This is a genomic window from Virgibacillus ainsalahensis (assembly GCF_055380755.1).
In genome coordinates this window covers 3,148,600-3,164,594 of sequence record NZ_AP043943.1, presented here as the reverse complement: position 1 = coordinate 3,164,594, position 15,995 = coordinate 3,148,600, and the positions used below count along the sequence as shown (strand labels likewise).

Below are 15,995 nucleotides of genomic sequence, written 5' to 3'. Positions count from 1 at the left end.
AATGACAAAATGGAATATTATATTTTAGACACTTGCTCCTAATAATTAGGAGGAAAAGCGTGGAATCGAATAAGAAGAAGAGGTTAGATTGGCCAGTATTTCTGATAAGTGGTGGATTTTTAATTGCATTTATCGTACTATCGTTCATTAATAATGAAGCAGTGGGGAGTGCAGTTAATACACTATTTGCATATTCCTCAGATTTATTTGGAGCATACTGGCAGTTGTTGTTACTCGGGAACTTTTTCATTGGATTGGGTCTGGCTATCTCAAAGTATGGAAAAGTTAAATTAGGTAAACAGGACAAACCGAAGTACAGTTATTTTGGCTGGGTGTCGATGATTCTGGTTACATTACTGGCGAGTGGTGGTGTATTCTGGGCTGCTGCTGAACCGATGTATCATTACATGGGTACTCCGCCATTATTTGGCGGCGGTGAGTTCAATAATATGAATGCGGCATTTGCGCAGGCATTTATGCATTGGGGATTTACCGCTTGGGCAATATTAGGGACGCTTGCTGTAATTGTTATGATGTATGTACATTATAGTAAAGGTTTTCCTTTAAAACCGAGGGGATTGCTTTATCCGATTTTTGGCGAAAAAATTTATCATAAAAGTGTAATTGGTTCGTCGGCTGATATTTTTTCAATTATTGCAACGGTTGCTGGAACACTGGGACCTTTAGGTTTTCTGGGATTGCAGATATCGTATGGTCTAAATCATTTATTTGATGTACCGAATACATTGACAGTTAGTATCATTGTTGTATTGACATTGGTGGCTATTGCTGCGATTTCAGCTGCAACCGGGGTAGACCGCGGGATTTACCATCTTAGTAATTACAATGTCAAATTCACCATTTTCTTGGCATTTGTTGTACTGATTATTGGACCTACGATGTTTATCATTGATGCGTTTGTAGGCGGAACAGGTTTTCATCTGCAAAACTTTTTCACGATGAGTATGTATCGCGGTGATGAAGGATGGCTTTCTGGCTGGACAATCTTTTTCTGGGGCTGGTTCATCGGCTATGCTCCAATGCTGATTGTATTTATCAGCCGAATTTCCAGGGGAAGAACGATCAGAGAATTAATTATTGCTGTTTCGATTGTTGCACCATTAGTAAATAACTTCTGGTTTTCTGTTGTAGGTGGAACGGGTGTGTTTTATGAAAGGGAAAATCCAGGTTCTGTCTCGGCTGCCCTGAATGAAGGTGGAATGCCTGCAGCTGTGATGGCGATTACAGACCAGCTGCCAATTGGGGTAATCATGGGATTAGGGTTTTTACTTGTATCGATTATCTTTGTTGCGACTACAACGGATACTATGTCTTACACCGTTGCAGCTACCTTAACCGGAAATGATCATCCCAAACGCTGGCTGCGCGTGTTTTGGGCCATTATATTTGGGCTTACAACGGTGGTGATTTTAACAATTGGTGAAGATAGCGTTTCTTCCATTCAGAATTCCATTGTTATAACTGCCGTCCCCGTATCGCTATTATTACTGCCACCGCTGTGGAATGCGCCGAGAATAGCGAAAAAGATGGCATTGGAACAAGGCCTTATCTGGCAACGGGAAATGCGCAAAAAAGTAAATAAGCATAATTAATCAATGGCTCTCATCTATCTGCACAGGTGAGAGCTATTAACATTTACGCCAAAAATTTTAAATTGGTATTTCTTTCGGAAGTTCATACCATACAGGAAAATTTGTGTCTTTTTAGGAACAGGAGTAAAATATAGAGGGGACTGATTCTGCTGATCAGTCCTTCTTTGTTTGCAGTTAAAAAGTATTGCATACGTTCAGGCTAAGATTTTTTCGTCTTAAAAATCTGGTGAAAAGCAAGGTTTCTAATCCATGTAATTGGTACATAGTAAATAGAGGTATTTATTAGGAAAGAGGTATTGTTATAATTATGGGAAAATACACAGGTGCAGCTAGCTCTGTAAAAGAAACAAGTCTCCTTTGGATAACGATCAAACAGGCATTCGAAGTAAAGAAGAATCCTTTACCTTGGATTAAGGCATTCAGTGCTGGGTTATGTGCAGCAATTCCGATTTTTCTTGGGTTGTTATTGGGGAATTTCCAATATGGGTTATATGGCAGTATTGGGAGCTTCACCTTTCTTTATATGTTTAACGAACCTTATGCACTACGCGCGAAAAAACTTTTCTTTACCGCAGCTGGCCTCTCTGCAGCTGTAGGATTAGGAACATTACTGGCTCCTTACCCTTATGCAATTGCCGTAGCGGTTGGGTTACTTGGTGCATTGGTTACATTTATCTTTGGAACTTTAAAAATTCCTGGCCCTGCTGCAATTTTCTTCGTGTTGGCTTTTACGATAACGTCAGCTATGGAAATAGACCCATCTGCTGCTGGAGTTCGTGCGGGATTTGTTTTTCTTGGCGGGATGTTGTCATGGTTTGTTGCAATGTCCGGTTGGTTTTTTAACCGTCGTGGACCTGAAACGAATGCGATTAAACAAGTCTATGGACAGTTGGCTATACTGTTGGATACTGTAGGTACAGAGAAATTCAGTGCAGCTAGAGAGCGTACACTGCAACAGATTAAGATAGCTGAAGAGACGCTGTTGTCAGGGTATATTTCGTGGGATAAATCTCCGGATTATAAGCAATTATATTTGCTATATGAACAAGCCAATATGATATTTTCCGAAGTAATTGAGTTTCATACGTACAGGCATACGAAACTTCCTCCAGAACTGGGGAAATCGATAAAGGCTTTTGCGAATACAATTGGCAAAAAAACAAATAAGGTCACTATGCAAGAAGTAGAAAATACGGATCCGGTGCTTCATCGTCTAGTCAGCAAAATAAAAGAAGTTCAGGCAATAATAAATGATCCCCAAAGAAACGAAGGGAAAGGAATTCATGTTAGAAAGCAACCTATGAAAACAGTATTTGGTGGCGCATTTCATAAAAACTCCATTATTTTTGTTTCTGCAATCAGATATGGGTTTATTCTGATGATTGCTGCAGCGATTGCTTTTTCATTTAATTTTGATCGTTCATATTGGATTCCATTGTCCTGTGCTGCTGTCATGTTAGGTTCTACAGTTATTACGACATTTCATCGGGCTATCCAGCGTTCATTTGGGACAGTCGTAGGGATTCTTATAGCCAGTGTGCTTTTATCAACACAGCCGGATGGTTTTCTCATTGCCATTTATATTCTGATTTTAACTTTTTTAACGGAGCTTTTTATTCCGCGTAATTATGCATTTGCTGCATTCTTTTTTACGTCAACAGCGATATTTATGGCAGAAAATGCAACACAAATATTCGATATAAGATATTTTGCTACAGCTCGGATAACCGATATTTTAATTGGTTGTCTGATCGGTTTAATAGGGACATTAATTATTGGAAAACGCTCGGCATCCAGTCGCCTTCCACATTTGATATCAAAGACGATCCGCAGTCAAATGCAATTAATAGTGCGATTATTTTCTGAACAACAATCCGGTTTACCTGCAGCAGAGAGCAGTGAGTTTCGTAAGATGCAAACAAACTTAAATAACTTAAAAATCGTTTATTCTACCGCATTAGGGGAGATTCCACGAGATAAAAAAGAATTAGACCATCTCTGGCCTGTTATCTTTTCTGTTGAACAGCTGGGATATTTGCTCACTAATAACTCGAAGCGGGAAGAGCGGCCAATTCTTAATGATGAGGATTTATCGCAATTATTGCTTGTCTTTGAAATGATGGCGAAAGCAGCAAAGCTAAAACAATCACCAACAACGAGATATGTTCCGGAAATAAAGGGGTATCCACTTATTCAAAAAGAAATTGGTGATCTTCAAGCCGCTTTGCAGGTTAAAGATAGGGTACCAGTAGTATAAAAGACCGCTTAAAACGCGGTCTTTATATCAGGGAAAGTTAGGGCTGTATAATCTTTCATAATGAGCGTACCAGTGTTTTTCCACCCTAAAAACACTGGAAGGATTCAATTCTCCCCAGGTCGATGCCGAAATAGACCCATCTATTAGCCTGCCAGCGGTAGCCTGCGATGGAGTCCCTACCTACAAAGGTTGGGTAGAACCAGAAGGAATCTCTTCTTAGCCATACATAAGTAAAACGATACATACAGCCGCGAATGCCACCTGGATCTACTGCAAAGGTTTGAAATTGTGCCTGCTCTGGCGTGAAAGGTGGTGGCGGGGTGTTAGGTGGCCCCCCGGTCTGGCCTCCACCAGGAAATGGGCCACCCGGTTGCCCTGGGAATCCACCCCCAGGAGACTGCTGTCCCCATGGGCCAAATAATTGCCCCCATATGAATCCTGGAAGATTAAATTGCCTCTGCTGATAATCAAATGGCGGTCGGTTTTGATACATTGTATTTTTCCTCCCTTATAAAAGCTTTCTTTTTACTATATGGGAGATTGGTCTAGTTGGGGAACGATTACGGGAAAATGGGCAGAAGCTGATAAAAATGGAACTGGAAATGGCAAAGGCAATCAGTCAGATTATGAGGCAAAATTGCAGGAAATCAGGGAGACCTGAATTCCTGGAATTATAACTGTTTAACGGCTTCGATAACATCAGAAGCCTGTGTGATTGCAGATATAACAGATACTCCATCCGCACCTGCTTTTATTACTGAAGGAGCATTCTCTGTGTTGATCCCTCCAATCCCCACAATAGGAAGGTTTGGAAATTGTGATCGTACTGTTTGAATCCACTCTAGCCCGACTACAGCTTTTGCATCCGCTTTGGAACTCGTTGAAAAAATAGGGCCAGCTCCTACATAATCAACCAAAGAGAGAGGACTTGCAGCAACCTCATCCTGAGTCGATACGGAAAGGCCGATAATTTTATCGCCGAAGCATTCCCGGACTAACTTTACAGATGAATCATCTTGTCCCACATGGACCCCGTCAGCATCTAAAGCTTCCACTAAATCGATATCATCATTTACAATGAATGGAATATTATATTGGCGACAGATGTTCCGTAGCTGCTTGCCCAATTCCAGTTTCGCATCACCAGTAAATGATCCCTCTCCTTTTTCGCGAAATTGGAAAGCGGTTATTCCGGATTGGGCAGCCTGCTCCAATATATCTACAGGGTTACGGTCACAATTTTGACTGCCCATGATAAAATATTTGCGTAGGATTTGTTGTATAGGATAAGACAATTAATTAACCCCTTTCTAATAATGTGTCAGCTTGAAATGAAAGAGCATCAATGAATTGAGGCAAAAATGTCCCCGATCCTGTGACCTCTTTGTGGGAAGCTGCGTATTCTGCCGCTAGACCATAAAATTCGATTGCGGTTAATACCTGCTCCTCAATGCTGTTCTCTGTGGTCAGACATGCTGTTACAATCGATCCCAATAAACAGCCAGCACCCGTTACTTTTGATAATAGCGGGTGACCCGTCTCATTTTGGAATACGTTTTCGTTCGTACATATAACATCTGTTTTTCCTGTCACAATTGCAGTAGTTTTATAGATTTCTGCTACTTTTCCAGCAATTTCTACATGATCTCCATCACCTGTCGATTCTACTCCTTTTGTCTCCACGGGTATCTGCACCAGATGTGCCAGTTCGCCGGCATTTCCTTTAATGACGGTTGGTTTCACTTCCTCCAGGATTTGTTTTACAGCTGACGACCTAAATGACGTTGCTGCCACGCCAACTGGATCAAGAACTACTGGAATACCTTTCTTATTTGCAGCTTTCCCGGCAAGAATCATGGACTGGAGTTCGCCTGCCGTCAGGGTACCGATATTAAGAAGCAGGCCATCTGCAATGGACGCCATCTCTCCAGCTTCTTCTTCGGCTTTTGCCATTACCGGAGCAGCTCCAAATGAGAGCAGCCCGTTTGCACTGAAGTTTATGACGACCTGGTTGGTCAAATGATGGATAAGCGGATTATTTTCTCTTACTTTGTTAATGATATTTGCATTCATTCTTTTACACCTGCTTTCCTTATAGCCCAATGATTAGTAGGACCGCTCCCGGCTCCAAGGGGGAATGCATGCCGGATAGCTTCTGTTACGAAATGCTTGCTTTGTTTTACGGCTTCTTTTAAAGATACTCCCTGACTTAAATAGGCAGTAATGGCAGCTGAATACGTGCAACCGGTCCCATGTGTGTTTTTAGTGTTGATTCGTTCAGCTGAAAAGGTATGGATGTTTGAGCCATCATATAAAAAATCGACAGCTTTTCCTTGCATGTGTCCGCCTTTAACTAAAGCAGCATCAGCACCGAACTTTTCTACAATTTGTTCTGCTGCCTGTTTCATATCATCTGTCGTTTCAATCGTTTCACCAGTGATAAATTCTGCTTCCGGGATATTAGGTGTCACCAGTGTTGTTAATGGCAAAAGATGCTGACATAAATATTGCTGGGCTTTTTGTTCAATTAACGCATCTCCACTTGTGGCAACCATGACAGGGTCCATGACATAAGGTGCCTGGATACGAACAACTTTTTCTGCGATGATTTCCATCATATCAATATTCGCAATCATTCCTGTTTTTAATGCATGAACAGGCAAATCGGAAATAACGGAGTCGATCTGTTGTTCAATCATCTCAATTGGCAGATGGTGGACATGCTGCACACCTGTTGTATTCTGTGCAACAACAGAAGTGATTACGGACATCCCATAGCTCTGTAATTCCTGGAAAGTTTTTAAATCTGCGTGGATTCCTGCTCCGCCACTGGGATCAGTGCCGGCTATTGTAAGTGCACAAGCGACATTTTTCATTTAATACATCCTCCTTTAATAGCGTAAAAGATTTTTGTTATTTATTTTTGAAATTAAAAACCAGCCAATGAGTGCGCCTGTAACGCTGCTCACAAGAAATGGCGGGATAAAGGCAAATGCACCAAGAGAACTCCCCATTAGAATAGCTGCAAAGGGGACGGCAAATAATGCCCCAACAATTCCACTGCCAAAAGCTTCTCCCACAGCTGCCCAGCCTTTTTTACCGAACTTTTTATAGAGATATCCAGCTAAAAACGCTCCGACCATGCCTCCAGGAAATGCCATTAATGTTCCAAGTCCCAGCATGTTACGAAGCAAACCGATCATAAATGCAATAATTACAGCAGGCCCAGGACCCAGCATGACTGCAGCCATAACATTGACCGCATGTTGAACAGGATATGCTCTTGCCACACCTGCAGGAAACCATACTAATTGTGCTGTGATTGTTCCGATAGCTACAAAAACAGCCATTGTTGTCATTAAACGAGTTCGATTCATTGTTTCTCCTCTCTCTATAGGCGCACAACGAAAAAAGCCAGATCCATGATGGACCTGGCTTTGATAAGCTGAAAATAGATTAGACTATAAATGTCTGACTACTTCCCTCCGCTGGTATAATCCAGATCAGGTCCATAAGAGTCGGAAAGTATCGTCGGCTTTCCTCTCAGCCCATGCATTCGGGCACCCCTAGTAGTTGTTTTTATTTAATTATCCTTTTTTAATCATAACAAACAAATATCCATTTGTCATATTAAGGCTTGAAAATTACTTCCCACTTTACTTTGAAATGTTACTGCTTGCATTTTTTCATATCCTTAAGTAAGTATTTATAAGAAGTTTCTCCTTCGTTTAGTATAATGAAACAAATAGTAGTATAGTAATCTCGTATGAGAAAATGGTATAAGTAAAGAAGCGGTCTAAGGAAAGGATGATTTCGTGACAGTCTTATCGATGGAAATAATAGAAAAGCATGATAAGGATACGCTTTTATTTCCTTCCTTTCATCTAAAGGTTAATAAATCGGAAATAACGGCGATTTACTCAACGTTGAATGTACGTCATACACTTTTGAATATGTTTACAGGTAAATCCTCCAACTTAGGAGGAGAAGTTTTGGTGAAGGATGAAAACATTACAAAAAATAAAGAGACATTTTTTAAGCAAATCGGTTTTTGCTTTTTTGAAGATGGGCTATATGGCCGGCTAACCGTAAAGGATCATTTCAAATTTTATAAGGAATTATACGATGCTGATCAAACGATTGATCAAATTCTGGAATTGACACAGTTGGGGGCCATAAAAAATTCAAAAGTAAACAGTCTATCTGTTTCTGAAAAACGGCGGGTTCATTTTTCACGTTTGTTGTTTCAAGATCCAGCTTTGTTTCTGCTAGAGGAACCTGACCTAAATACAGATATAGAAACAAAGCATGTATTAATAAATATCCTTAAGAAACTGCAGCAGGAAGGGAAGGCTATCCTTGTGTTGACTGGAAATATGGAAAGTGCAATTACTTTTGCCGATTCGGTTTACCGGTTGGATGAAGATGGGTTACGTCAGATTGAACTTGGTGGGGAGGAAGAGGGCAATTCAAATGAAGAAGTTGAGCCTGAACTTGAAAATGATGAGAAAGAACCGGAAACTGAGCCGATTCAATTTAATAAAATCCCAACAAAAGTAAACGAGAAGATTATCTTATTTGATCCACCGGAAATTGATTATATTGAGAGTAGTGAAGGACAATCAAATATTTACATAAAAGGGGAACCCTTTCCCAGTTTATTCACACTAAATGATTTGGAAAAACGATTACAACATTATGGTTTCTTCAGGTGCCATCGCTCCTACATTGTAAACCTGCAAAAAGTGCGGGAAGTAATCACATGGACACGAAACAGCTACAGTTTGATTCTTGAGGACAAAGAAAAATCGACCATCCCATTATCGAAAACAAAGATGGCGAAATTAAAGGATATGCTGGGCTTGAAATAAGCTCCATTCAACCCCTGATTTGCTCTTTTCACGGAAAATATGATGTTATTCTCTCCTATTTCTCCTATTCTAAAGTCACAAGTAAAAGTGATCAGTAGGGAGGAATAAGTTTGGAAAATGTGATTGAAGTAAAAGGTCTGGAAAAAAAGTTTAGGAATCAAGCGGCATTGGAAGATGTTAATTTTCATGTGGGGAAAGGGGAAACTTTTGGGTTTCTTGGTCCAAGTGGTTCAGGAAAAACCACAACCATCAAAATTCTGACTGGTCAACTCGCTCCGTCATCCGGGAGAGCATCTGTGTTTCATTTGGCGACTACATCGTTAAATAAACCGAAATATCGAAAAAAATTTGGCGTAATTACGGATAATAGTGGACTTTATAATCGGTTAACTATCTTTGATAATTTAAAGCTTTATAGCGATTTATACAATGTGTCGGCAGGTAGAATCAGTGAGGTGCTGGAAATGGTTAATCTAACCGCTGATTCTAAAAAGCAGGTGACAAAATTATCTAAAGGTATGCTGCAGCGTGTCCTCTTGGCAAGGGCTTTCCTGCATGAACCGGAGCTTCTCTTTCTGGATGAACCAACCTCAGCATTGGATCCTGCCAATTCCAGGCACATCCATGAAGGTCTGCGGAGGTTAAATGAAAAGGGAACAACAATATTTTTAACGACACATGACATGAGTGAGGCAGAGGATCTATGTGACAGGGTTGCCTTCCTTAATAAAGGAAAAATCAGGCTGATGGATGAACCGAAAAAGCTTCGCAGACAGTTTGCTGACTCAAACATCACAATAGAATTAAAAGATGGACGGAGACTGGTTATTCCAGGCGGGGATAAAGGCGCAGACGAATTATATCAGTATATGTCCAGAGACGAAATTGTCTCCATTCATTCGAATGAGCCAACGTTAGGAGATATTTTTGTGAAAGTAACCGGGAGGGAGTTAATATGACATCATCAATGAAACGAATTTATGCCATTTTTCAAAAGGACTTAAAGGACTTATCGAAAAACTTGTATATATCTACCACACTTCTTTTGCCGATTTTCTTTGCTGTTATATATGGAAGAGACGAGACAACGTCAATTGAAGTCCATATGCTGGTCATCAATTTAACATTGGCGGTGGTCACTTCCTTTATTCAATGTGCGATTATCGCAGAGGAAAAGGAGAAAAACACGCTGAGAGGACTAATGCTCTCACCTGCAACAGTTATAGAAATATTGACAGGGAAGAGCCTGGCAACCTTCCTCTTGACAGTACTAACGCTTATCCTTTGTATGGTGCTTACTGGGTATGAATCGGGAAATATACCACTTATTTCTGTTGCCATTGGTATTTCGATATTATTTTATCTTACGCTGGGGACACTTTTAGGGCTGGTCACAAAGACAGTAGTAGAGGCCTCTGTTGTGATTATGCCCATACTATTTATTTTTGGGTTTGGATCTATTCTATTGTCAGTTACAGAGAAATACCCTGTGCTATCATTTATCGAATATCTGCCGAGTATTCAATTGGGATATATTGCTGCAGGAGCACAGGAAGGATCTGGGATAAACGATCATTGGACACCACTTTTAATTATTACTTCCTGGTTTATCGGAACATTAATTTTAACAGTTGCAGTATATAGAAAACGAGAGCTGGATGAATAATTAGATGAGGTGGGAGAACGGATAAAATAAAAAAATACTGGATATCGTCCTGTTCGCTGGCATGGTAGTTGCTGTACTAAGTAAATTTTTTTAATTGGTGGTAAAGGGAGAACTTCAAAATAGAAAGCTGGGATGGTGGAAGGAAGGGTAAATTTTCCCCACCCTAAATTGTTACGTGAAGAGAGAAAGAGAGGCCTTCAGGTAGTATAATTAATTTGAAAATTATTTTATTTTTAGTTGGGGTTGCATTTCAAAAATCGCGTGCTATGCTAAATACATTCCAAATTGAATATTGTTTTTCGTATAATAGCAGGGATATGGCCTGCAAGTTTCTACCGGCTTACCGTAAATAAACCGACTATGAGAAGCATACATCAGGTGACACCCACTTTTGTCGGGGTCTATTCTGGTGATTTCGAACGATTTAAAGCTCGAAATACATTGCTTTTCTTATAAAGAAGGCATGTGTTTCGGGCTTTTTTTTACTAGCAGCAGAAACAATGATTAAACATAAGCAATTGTCAGAAGAAGGGACGAAACAGAAATGGATAGCACAGCACGGGAATTAGAATTTCAACCAGTAGAAGAACAAGTACATACGAAAAGAGAAACGATTTCGGTGGGCAAGTCGTTTGTCATTGGGCTGCAGCATGTATTAGCAATGGATATTTTTATCCCTCCAATAATACTCGCAGGTCTCCTGTCATTTTCGGTGGCCGACACCGCTCTCTTGATTCAAATGACCTTTCTGGCTTGTGGGGTAGCAACTGTTATTCAGGCAGGCTTTGCTATGAAGTTGCCAGTGATGCAGGGTCCATCCTTTGTTCCGCTTAGTGCTTTAGCGGCAATTGGTACAACGTCAGGGCTTGGAGCTATGGTTGGCAGCCTGATGCCGGGTGCTTTGCTGATTGCTGTATTAGGTTATCCATTGAAGTTATTCAGTAAAGTTGTAGGTAAATTTATTCCAAAACTTGTTGCGGGTACAGTCATCATCGTTGTAGGTGTTGCACTGATGCCGAGTGCAATCAGTTCTATTTATACTGCACCGGGAAGTTTTGGCAGTAATATTGCTGTAGCGTCTGTAACCGCGTCTGTACTAGTGCTATGTATGTATTTCGGTGAAAAATTTACCAATCTCAAATTTATTAAACTGACTTCTGTCATTCTATCTTTAGTGATTGGCACAGTTATGGCATCTTTTTTCGGGATGGTTGATTTTTCTGCAGTAGCTGAAGCTGGGTGGTTTGCTTTACCGAGTATTTTTGCATTTGGGACACCTGTCTTTGAACTAGAGGCAATCATTACAATGGTTATAATTTATTTTATTATTATGATTGAAACAACAGGCACCTGGTTTACAGTTAGTAATGTAACAGATGAAAAGCTTGATACAAACCGGTTAAATGGTGGGGCTGCAGGGGAAGGTTTAGGATGTTTTGCTGGATCCCTCTTTGGTGGAACCCCGGTTACAGGCTATTCATCAAATGCTGGAGTTGTAGCAATAACTGGTGTGAAAAGCCGTAACCCGGTGATTGCCGGCGGGATAATTTTAATTGCCCTTGGCATGATGCCAAAATTAATGAATATCATTGCCAGTATTCCTGCAGCAGTCATCAGCAGTGTATTTGCGATTGTATGTGTCGTCATTATGATGAACGGTTTTCGAGTAGTAAAAGATATACAGTTTACAGAACGGAATATGCTTCTGGTTGGCTTGCCGATTATGCTGACACTATTTACTGTGTTTTTGCCAGCTGAAGTATTAAATGAAATGCCAAATATATTAAATTATATTTTTTCTTCAGGATTAGCGGTTGGAGCTTTAGCTGCAGTAATTCTTAATATGCTGCTGCCAGAGTAATTAAATAAAACAAAACCATTAGTGCACAGATTTGAACATTAAATTTATTGGTAAAGGGAGATTTAATCATGCAACAAGATCGATTATATAATGAATGGCACCCGGTTTTTAAAGCCGATGAACTCAAGGATGATCCAGAGCAAGTACAGGTATTAGGCGAACGAGTGGTTATTTTCCGAAATGATAAAGGAGTACACGCGTTTAAAGACTTGTGTGTTCACCGTGGAGCTGCTCTTTCTTTAGGGAAGGTGAAGAACGGGAATTTAGTTTGTGCCTACCATGCATGGGAATATGATTCAGAAGGTATCTGTGTCAACATACCTGCACTTCCATGTGATAGACCAATTCCGAGAAAAGCCAGAGCAACTGTTTATCATTGTGAAGAGTATTTGGGATTAATCTGGGTTAATTTGAGTGAAGCGCCTGCGCCTCTAATCCAATACCCGGAAAATGAAAAAGAAGGCTATCGGACGGTAATCTGTGGTCCATACGATGTAAAAGCGAATGCCCCAAGGATTATAGAAAACTTTCTTGATGTATCCCATTTGATGTTTGTGCATGAAGGGATGTTAGGTGATGAGGATCATGCTGAAGTTGTCGATTATGATGTGAATTTTATTGATAATCGTTACATAACAAGCAAAATACCCGTTTACCAGCCAAATCCGGATGGCCGGTCAAAAGGTGGCTATGCTGATTATGTGTATCAAATTTTAAACCCGACCACTGCCCGTTTTACAAAAACGACAGAAGGATCGGATGAGGAATTCACAATACTTACAGCTGTACTTCAAGAAGAGGGAGAGAAATCGAAAGCATTTATGCTGCTTACAAGAAACTATGACCTCGATAAATCGGATGACTCTTTTGTTGAATTCCAGGATTTGATTTTCAGTCAGGATCTGGATATTGTTGAAAGCCAAAAGCCTGAACTGCTTCCTTTAGATTTACAGATGGAAATGCATCTGAAGAGCGATGCATTAACAATAGCTTACCGCAGGTGGTTGCATGAACTTGGTATTGAAACAGGAACGATGCCAGTTATTAGAGAGAACCGGAAAGTTAAGCAATAATAATGGTGTTAGTAAAAGAACTTCGTCACTGGACGAAGTTCTTTTACTTTTTGGCAGTCAAGATAGCAACTATCTTCATGGATATAGTTGAGTAAGAATTTATCGCGATAAAAGTCAAGTTTTCTAATAAACAAAAAACGCCCATCCCCTTGAGGGGCAAGCGTTTTTAAGTAGATGGAGCATATCGGGCTCGAACCGATGACCTCTTCGCTGCCAGCGAAGCGCTCTCCCAGCTGAGCTAATGCCCCGAAGGCTTATTATTTAAGCACAAATTATATTATATACGTTTACTACAATTTTTTCAATTATTTTGTTGAAATGAATCAATTTATACTGTTTGTTTAAACATTTTCGCTTTCAAAGATAATTAAATACAGTGTAAAACTTGCACTCTCATTTCAGTAGTCATCGAATTGACATAAATCTTATTTAATCTTAACGCTATTCTAATAGTTTTCTAATGTTCTGTTAATTGGTTTTTAACCTGCATGGTGGATACTGTAAGTAAGTTGAAAGGAGGTATAAAAAATGACTTATTTCGATGTGGCAACACCGGCTGCTTCTACAGATGTTTCAAGCATGAGCTATAGCCAAGAGAGCGAAAGCAATAGTTATAGCTATAGCAACAGCTACAGCAACAGTAACTCTTAATCTTTACAAGTACAAATCAGGAATGACGAGCGGCTCCTTTCGAATGGGAGCCGCAGCTTTATTCAGGAGTGAGATGGATGGAAAACAGAAAACGGCGAATGAAAAAGGAAAAGCAGCATCCATTTCTTCAAGGCTTTAAAAGCCTATGGAGGATAGAAAATGCTGATGATAATCTTATTGCTGAGTCTCCCCCGGTTCCGGTGAAAGAGATATTCCTCAGGTTTTGGCCATATGCCCGCTCCTTTCGTTTTTGGATTTTGTTAAGTCTGTTGTTAATTGCCCTTCAACCAATAGCTCAGTCAGCAACAGTCTGGCTGTTGCAAGTATTTATCGACCATGTGCTGGTAAGTGAAGATCTTCGTCCTCTTTATTGGATTGTCTGCGCATATCTGGGAATAACATTCCTCCGCGGCATGCTCTTTTTTAGTGGAACCTATCTATCCAACTGGGTAGGAGAAAATTTTGTTCTCTCTTTAAGAAAAAGTCTATTTGAACATTTACAGGGATTATCGCTAAGTTTTTTCGAGGGACGTAAACTAGGGGATATTATCTCAAGAATTTCCGGTGATATTGCTTCTATTGAACGCCTGGTTATCAGTGGTGCTACCTCAGCCCTTTCTTATATATGCCAACTCATTGTTTTTGTTGGAATGCTTTTTTTCATGCAGTGGAAATTAGCTTTGGTTTCTTTAATTGTTGTTCCACTGTTCTACGTGGTAACCAGGTTTTTCTCGCAACGAATTAAGTTGGCATCTCGTGAACGTACACGTAGAGAGGGAGCGATTAATGCCGTATCTGAGGAAAGCTTTTCTAATATGGCATTAATACAGGCATATAACCGACAGGGGACAGAGGGTGAGCGGTTTGATTTGCAGAATCAGCGTAGCTTTAAGGCCAAAATGTTGAAAGTACGTTTGAAAGCAGCATTTACGCCGGTAATAAGTCTCATCGAAATGGTGGGAACGCTTGTTGTAATGGTTGTTGGCGCCTGGCTTCTCCTCAATAATGAAATCACACTGGGTGCACTTATCGCCTTTATAACACTTCTAAGCAAGTTATACAGCCCTGTACGCAAATTAAGCAGATTGTTAAATACAATCTATTCCGCCTCAGCAAGTGCAGAAAGAGTGATCGAATTTATGGAAGAAAAACCAGTGGTAAAAGAATCTCCCTATGCACTGGACAATACTGTAGGTCGCGTTACATTCGATAACGTTTCCTTTTTTTATCCCGGCAAATCGAAAAAAATTCTTTCCAATGTTTCCCTGACTATAGATCCCGGTGAATCAGTCGCACTTGTGGGTGCGAGCGGAGTAGGAAAGTCCACCATTGTAAAATTGCTCATGCGCTTCTATGACCCGACAAGCGGCAAAATTCTTCTGGATGGAAATGTGCTAAAAGGTTTAAAACTTGATTCACTAAGAGAGAATGTGGCTGTGCTTTTTCAGGAATCGCTCATTTTTGATGGGACGGTAAAGGAGAATATCGCATATGGAAAGCCGGGGGCAACTCATGAGGAGATTGTTGATGCAGCCAAATCTGCCGACGCCCATGAATTTATTCAGGCCATGCAAGATGGCTACAACACACCAGTCGGTCAAAAGGGGAGAAATCTATCCGGCGGTCAGCAGCAGCGGGTGGCCATTGCGAGAGCCCTGATACGAAATGCGCCAGTCCTGGTTCTTGATGAACCGACAGAAGGGCTCGATAGCAGCTCTGAGAGACGTGTTATGGATCCAATGAAACGGCTAATGAAGGATAGGGCTACGCTTATAATTACGCACAACTTAAGAAGTGCTGCTGCTGCGGATCGAATCTTGTACCTTGAAGGTGGAGAGGTGATAGAAAGCGGTACACATGAAGAGTTAATCACGCAGGGTGGAGAATATGCAAAACTCTATGAAGCACAGCAAGGGGAAAAGAAACCTCTAGCCATGGTCCCCACCTTTAGAGACGCCCCGGGTGTAGATGAAAATAGCGATGAATGTTTATTAACAAAATAG

15 protein-coding genes, 1 tRNA gene and 2 riboswitches are annotated in these 15,995 nt (G+C 40.5%); of the genes, 10 read left to right on the top strand and 6 right to left on the bottom strand.

What is annotated here, in order from left to right; genetic code table 11:
• Positions 1–59 precede the first annotated feature (59 nt).
• On the top strand, positions 60–1,613 hold the full coding sequence (locus ACZ427_RS15605; RefSeq protein WP_461177006.1) for a BCCT family transporter: 1,554 nt from the start codon (positions 60–62) through the stop codon (positions 1,611–1,613).
• Positions 1,614–1,920: 307 nt separating this feature from the next.
• Positions 1,921–3,870: an FUSC family protein gene (locus tag ACZ427_RS15600; protein ID WP_461177005.1), complete on the top strand. Its 1,950-nt coding sequence runs from the start codon at positions 1,921–1,923 to the stop codon at positions 3,868–3,870.
• 85 nt (positions 3,871–3,955) lie between these two features.
• On the opposite strand, the gene ACZ427_RS15595 is transcribed toward ACZ427_RS15600, so the two are convergent.
• On the bottom strand, positions 3,956–4,363 hold the full coding sequence (locus ACZ427_RS15595; protein WP_461177004.1) for a hypothetical protein: 408 nt from the start codon (positions 4,361–4,363) through the stop codon (positions 3,956–3,958).
• 39 nt (positions 4,364–4,402) lie between these two features.
• On the opposite strand from ACZ427_RS15595, the gene ACZ427_RS15590 reads away from it, so the two are divergent.
• Positions 4,403–4,531, top strand: a complete 129-nt coding sequence (locus ACZ427_RS15590; RefSeq protein ID WP_461177003.1) for a hypothetical protein — start codon at positions 4,403–4,405, stop codon at positions 4,529–4,531.
• Positions 4,532–4,541: 10 nt separating this feature from the next.
• Here ACZ427_RS15590 and thiE read toward each other — a convergent pair whose 3' ends face one another.
• The 4 genes from thiE to thiW are packed head-to-tail and all read right to left on the bottom strand — an operon-like array spanning position 4,542 to position 7,247.
• Complete coding sequence (thiE, locus tag ACZ427_RS15585; RefSeq protein ID WP_461177068.1) at positions 4,542–5,123, bottom strand: thiamine phosphate synthase; 582 nt, start codon at positions 5,121–5,123, stop codon at positions 4,542–4,544.
• Positions 5,124–5,169: 46 nt separating this feature from the next.
• Positions 5,170–5,943, bottom strand: coding sequence for a hydroxyethylthiazole kinase (gene thiM, locus ACZ427_RS15580; protein ID WP_461177002.1), 774 nt, complete (start codon positions 5,941–5,943; stop codon positions 5,170–5,172).
• Complete coding sequence (gene thiD / locus ACZ427_RS15575; protein ID WP_461177001.1) at positions 5,940–6,746, bottom strand: bifunctional hydroxymethylpyrimidine kinase/phosphomethylpyrimidine kinase; 807 nt, start codon at positions 6,744–6,746, stop codon at positions 5,940–5,942. The genes thiM and thiD overlap by 4 nt, the downstream gene beginning before the upstream one ends.
• 15 nt (positions 6,747–6,761) lie before the next feature.
• A complete protein-coding gene (thiW, locus tag ACZ427_RS15570; RefSeq protein WP_461177000.1) occupies positions 6,762–7,247 on the bottom strand; it encodes an energy coupling factor transporter S component ThiW in 486 nt (161 codons plus the stop codon).
• Positions 7,248–7,333: 86 nt separating this feature from the next.
• A riboswitch (TPP riboswitch) is annotated at positions 7,334–7,448 on the bottom strand.
• 252 nt (positions 7,449–7,700) lie between these two features.
• Between thiW and ACZ427_RS15565 the strand changes: the two genes are divergently transcribed.
• The 5 genes from ACZ427_RS15565 (at position 7,701) to ACZ427_RS15545 (ending at position 13,341) form a co-directional block, all read left to right on the top strand.
• A complete protein-coding gene (locus tag ACZ427_RS15565; protein WP_461176999.1) occupies positions 7,701–8,741 on the top strand; it encodes a LytTR family transcriptional regulator DNA-binding domain-containing protein in 1,041 nt (346 codons plus the stop codon).
• A gap of 110 nt (positions 8,742–8,851) precedes the next feature.
• Positions 8,852–9,700: an ABC transporter ATP-binding protein gene (locus tag ACZ427_RS15560; RefSeq protein WP_461176998.1), complete on the top strand. Its 849-nt coding sequence runs from the start codon at positions 8,852–8,854 to the stop codon at positions 9,698–9,700.
• The gene (locus ACZ427_RS15555) at positions 9,697–10,407 is read left to right on the top strand and encodes an ABC transporter permease (RefSeq protein WP_461176997.1); all 711 of its coding nucleotides are present in this window, start codon (positions 9,697–9,699) and stop codon (positions 10,405–10,407) included. Before ACZ427_RS15560 ends, ACZ427_RS15555 begins: the two co-directional genes overlap by 4 nt.
• A 279-nt stretch (positions 10,408–10,686) precedes the next feature.
• A riboswitch (purine riboswitch) is annotated at positions 10,687–10,788 on the top strand.
• 163 nt (positions 10,789–10,951) lie between these two features.
• Positions 10,952–12,268 carry a nucleobase:cation symporter-2 family protein gene (locus ACZ427_RS15550; RefSeq protein ID WP_461176996.1) on the top strand — a complete coding sequence of 439 codons (1,317 nt, stop codon included), beginning with the start codon at positions 10,952–10,954 and terminating at the stop codon, positions 12,266–12,268.
• Between the two features lie 68 nt (positions 12,269–12,336).
• Positions 12,337–13,341: an aromatic ring-hydroxylating dioxygenase subunit alpha gene (locus ACZ427_RS15545; protein WP_461176995.1), complete on the top strand. Its 1,005-nt coding sequence runs from the start codon at positions 12,337–12,339 to the stop codon at positions 13,339–13,341.
• Between the two features lie 175 nt (positions 13,342–13,516).
• Here the strand turns inward: ACZ427_RS15545 and ACZ427_RS15540 are convergent.
• Positions 13,517–13,589 (bottom strand) — tRNA-Ala (locus tag ACZ427_RS15540).
• Positions 13,590–13,869: 280 nt separating this feature from the next.
• Here ACZ427_RS15540 and ACZ427_RS15535 point away from each other — a divergent pair.
• Complete coding sequence (locus tag ACZ427_RS15535) at positions 13,870–13,992, top strand: hypothetical protein (protein WP_461176994.1); 123 nt, start codon at positions 13,870–13,872, stop codon at positions 13,990–13,992.
• A gap of 77 nt (positions 13,993–14,069) precedes the next feature.
• Positions 14,070–15,995 (top strand): ABC transporter ATP-binding protein, encoded by a 1,926-nt coding sequence (locus tag ACZ427_RS15530; RefSeq protein ID WP_461176993.1) that lies wholly within the window; start codon positions 14,070–14,072, stop codon positions 15,993–15,995.

Bases quoted from the DNA above. Each gene is read 5' to 3' on its own strand.
- ACZ427_RS15600 (WP_461177005.1), top strand. From the start codon at position 1,921: ATGGGAAAATACACAGGTGCAGCTAGCTCTGTAAAAGAAACAAGTCTC.
- ACZ427_RS15595 (WP_461177004.1), bottom strand. From the start codon at position 4,363: ATGTATCAAAACCGACCGCCATTTGATTATCAGCAGAGGCAATTTAAT.
- ACZ427_RS15590 (WP_461177003.1), top strand. From the start codon at position 4,403: ATGGGAGATTGGTCTAGTTGGGGAACGATTACGGGAAAATGGGCAGAA.
- thiE (WP_461177068.1), bottom strand. From the start codon at position 5,123: ATGGGCAGTCAAAATTGTGACCGTAACCCTGTAGATATATTGGAGCAG.
- thiM (WP_461177002.1), bottom strand. From the start codon at position 5,943: ATGAATGCAAATATCATTAACAAAGTAAGAGAAAATAATCCGCTTATC.
- thiD (WP_461177001.1), bottom strand. From the start codon at position 6,746: ATGAAAAATGTCGCTTGTGCACTTACAATAGCCGGCACTGATCCCAGT.
- thiW (WP_461177000.1), bottom strand. From the start codon at position 7,247: ATGAATCGAACTCGTTTAATGACAACAATGGCTGTTTTTGTAGCTATC.
- ACZ427_RS15565 (WP_461176999.1), top strand. From the start codon at position 7,701: ATGGAAATAATAGAAAAGCATGATAAGGATACGCTTTTATTTCCTTCC.
- ACZ427_RS15555 (WP_461176997.1), top strand. From the start codon at position 9,697: ATGACATCATCAATGAAACGAATTTATGCCATTTTTCAAAAGGACTTA.
- ACZ427_RS15550 (WP_461176996.1), top strand. From the start codon at position 10,952: ATGGATAGCACAGCACGGGAATTAGAATTTCAACCAGTAGAAGAACAA.
- ACZ427_RS15545 (WP_461176995.1), top strand. From the start codon at position 12,337: ATGCAACAAGATCGATTATATAATGAATGGCACCCGGTTTTTAAAGCC.
- ACZ427_RS15535 (WP_461176994.1), top strand. From the start codon at position 13,870: ATGACTTATTTCGATGTGGCAACACCGGCTGCTTCTACAGATGTTTCA.
- ACZ427_RS15530 (WP_461176993.1), top strand. From the start codon at position 14,070: ATGGAAAACAGAAAACGGCGAATGAAAAAGGAAAAGCAGCATCCATTT.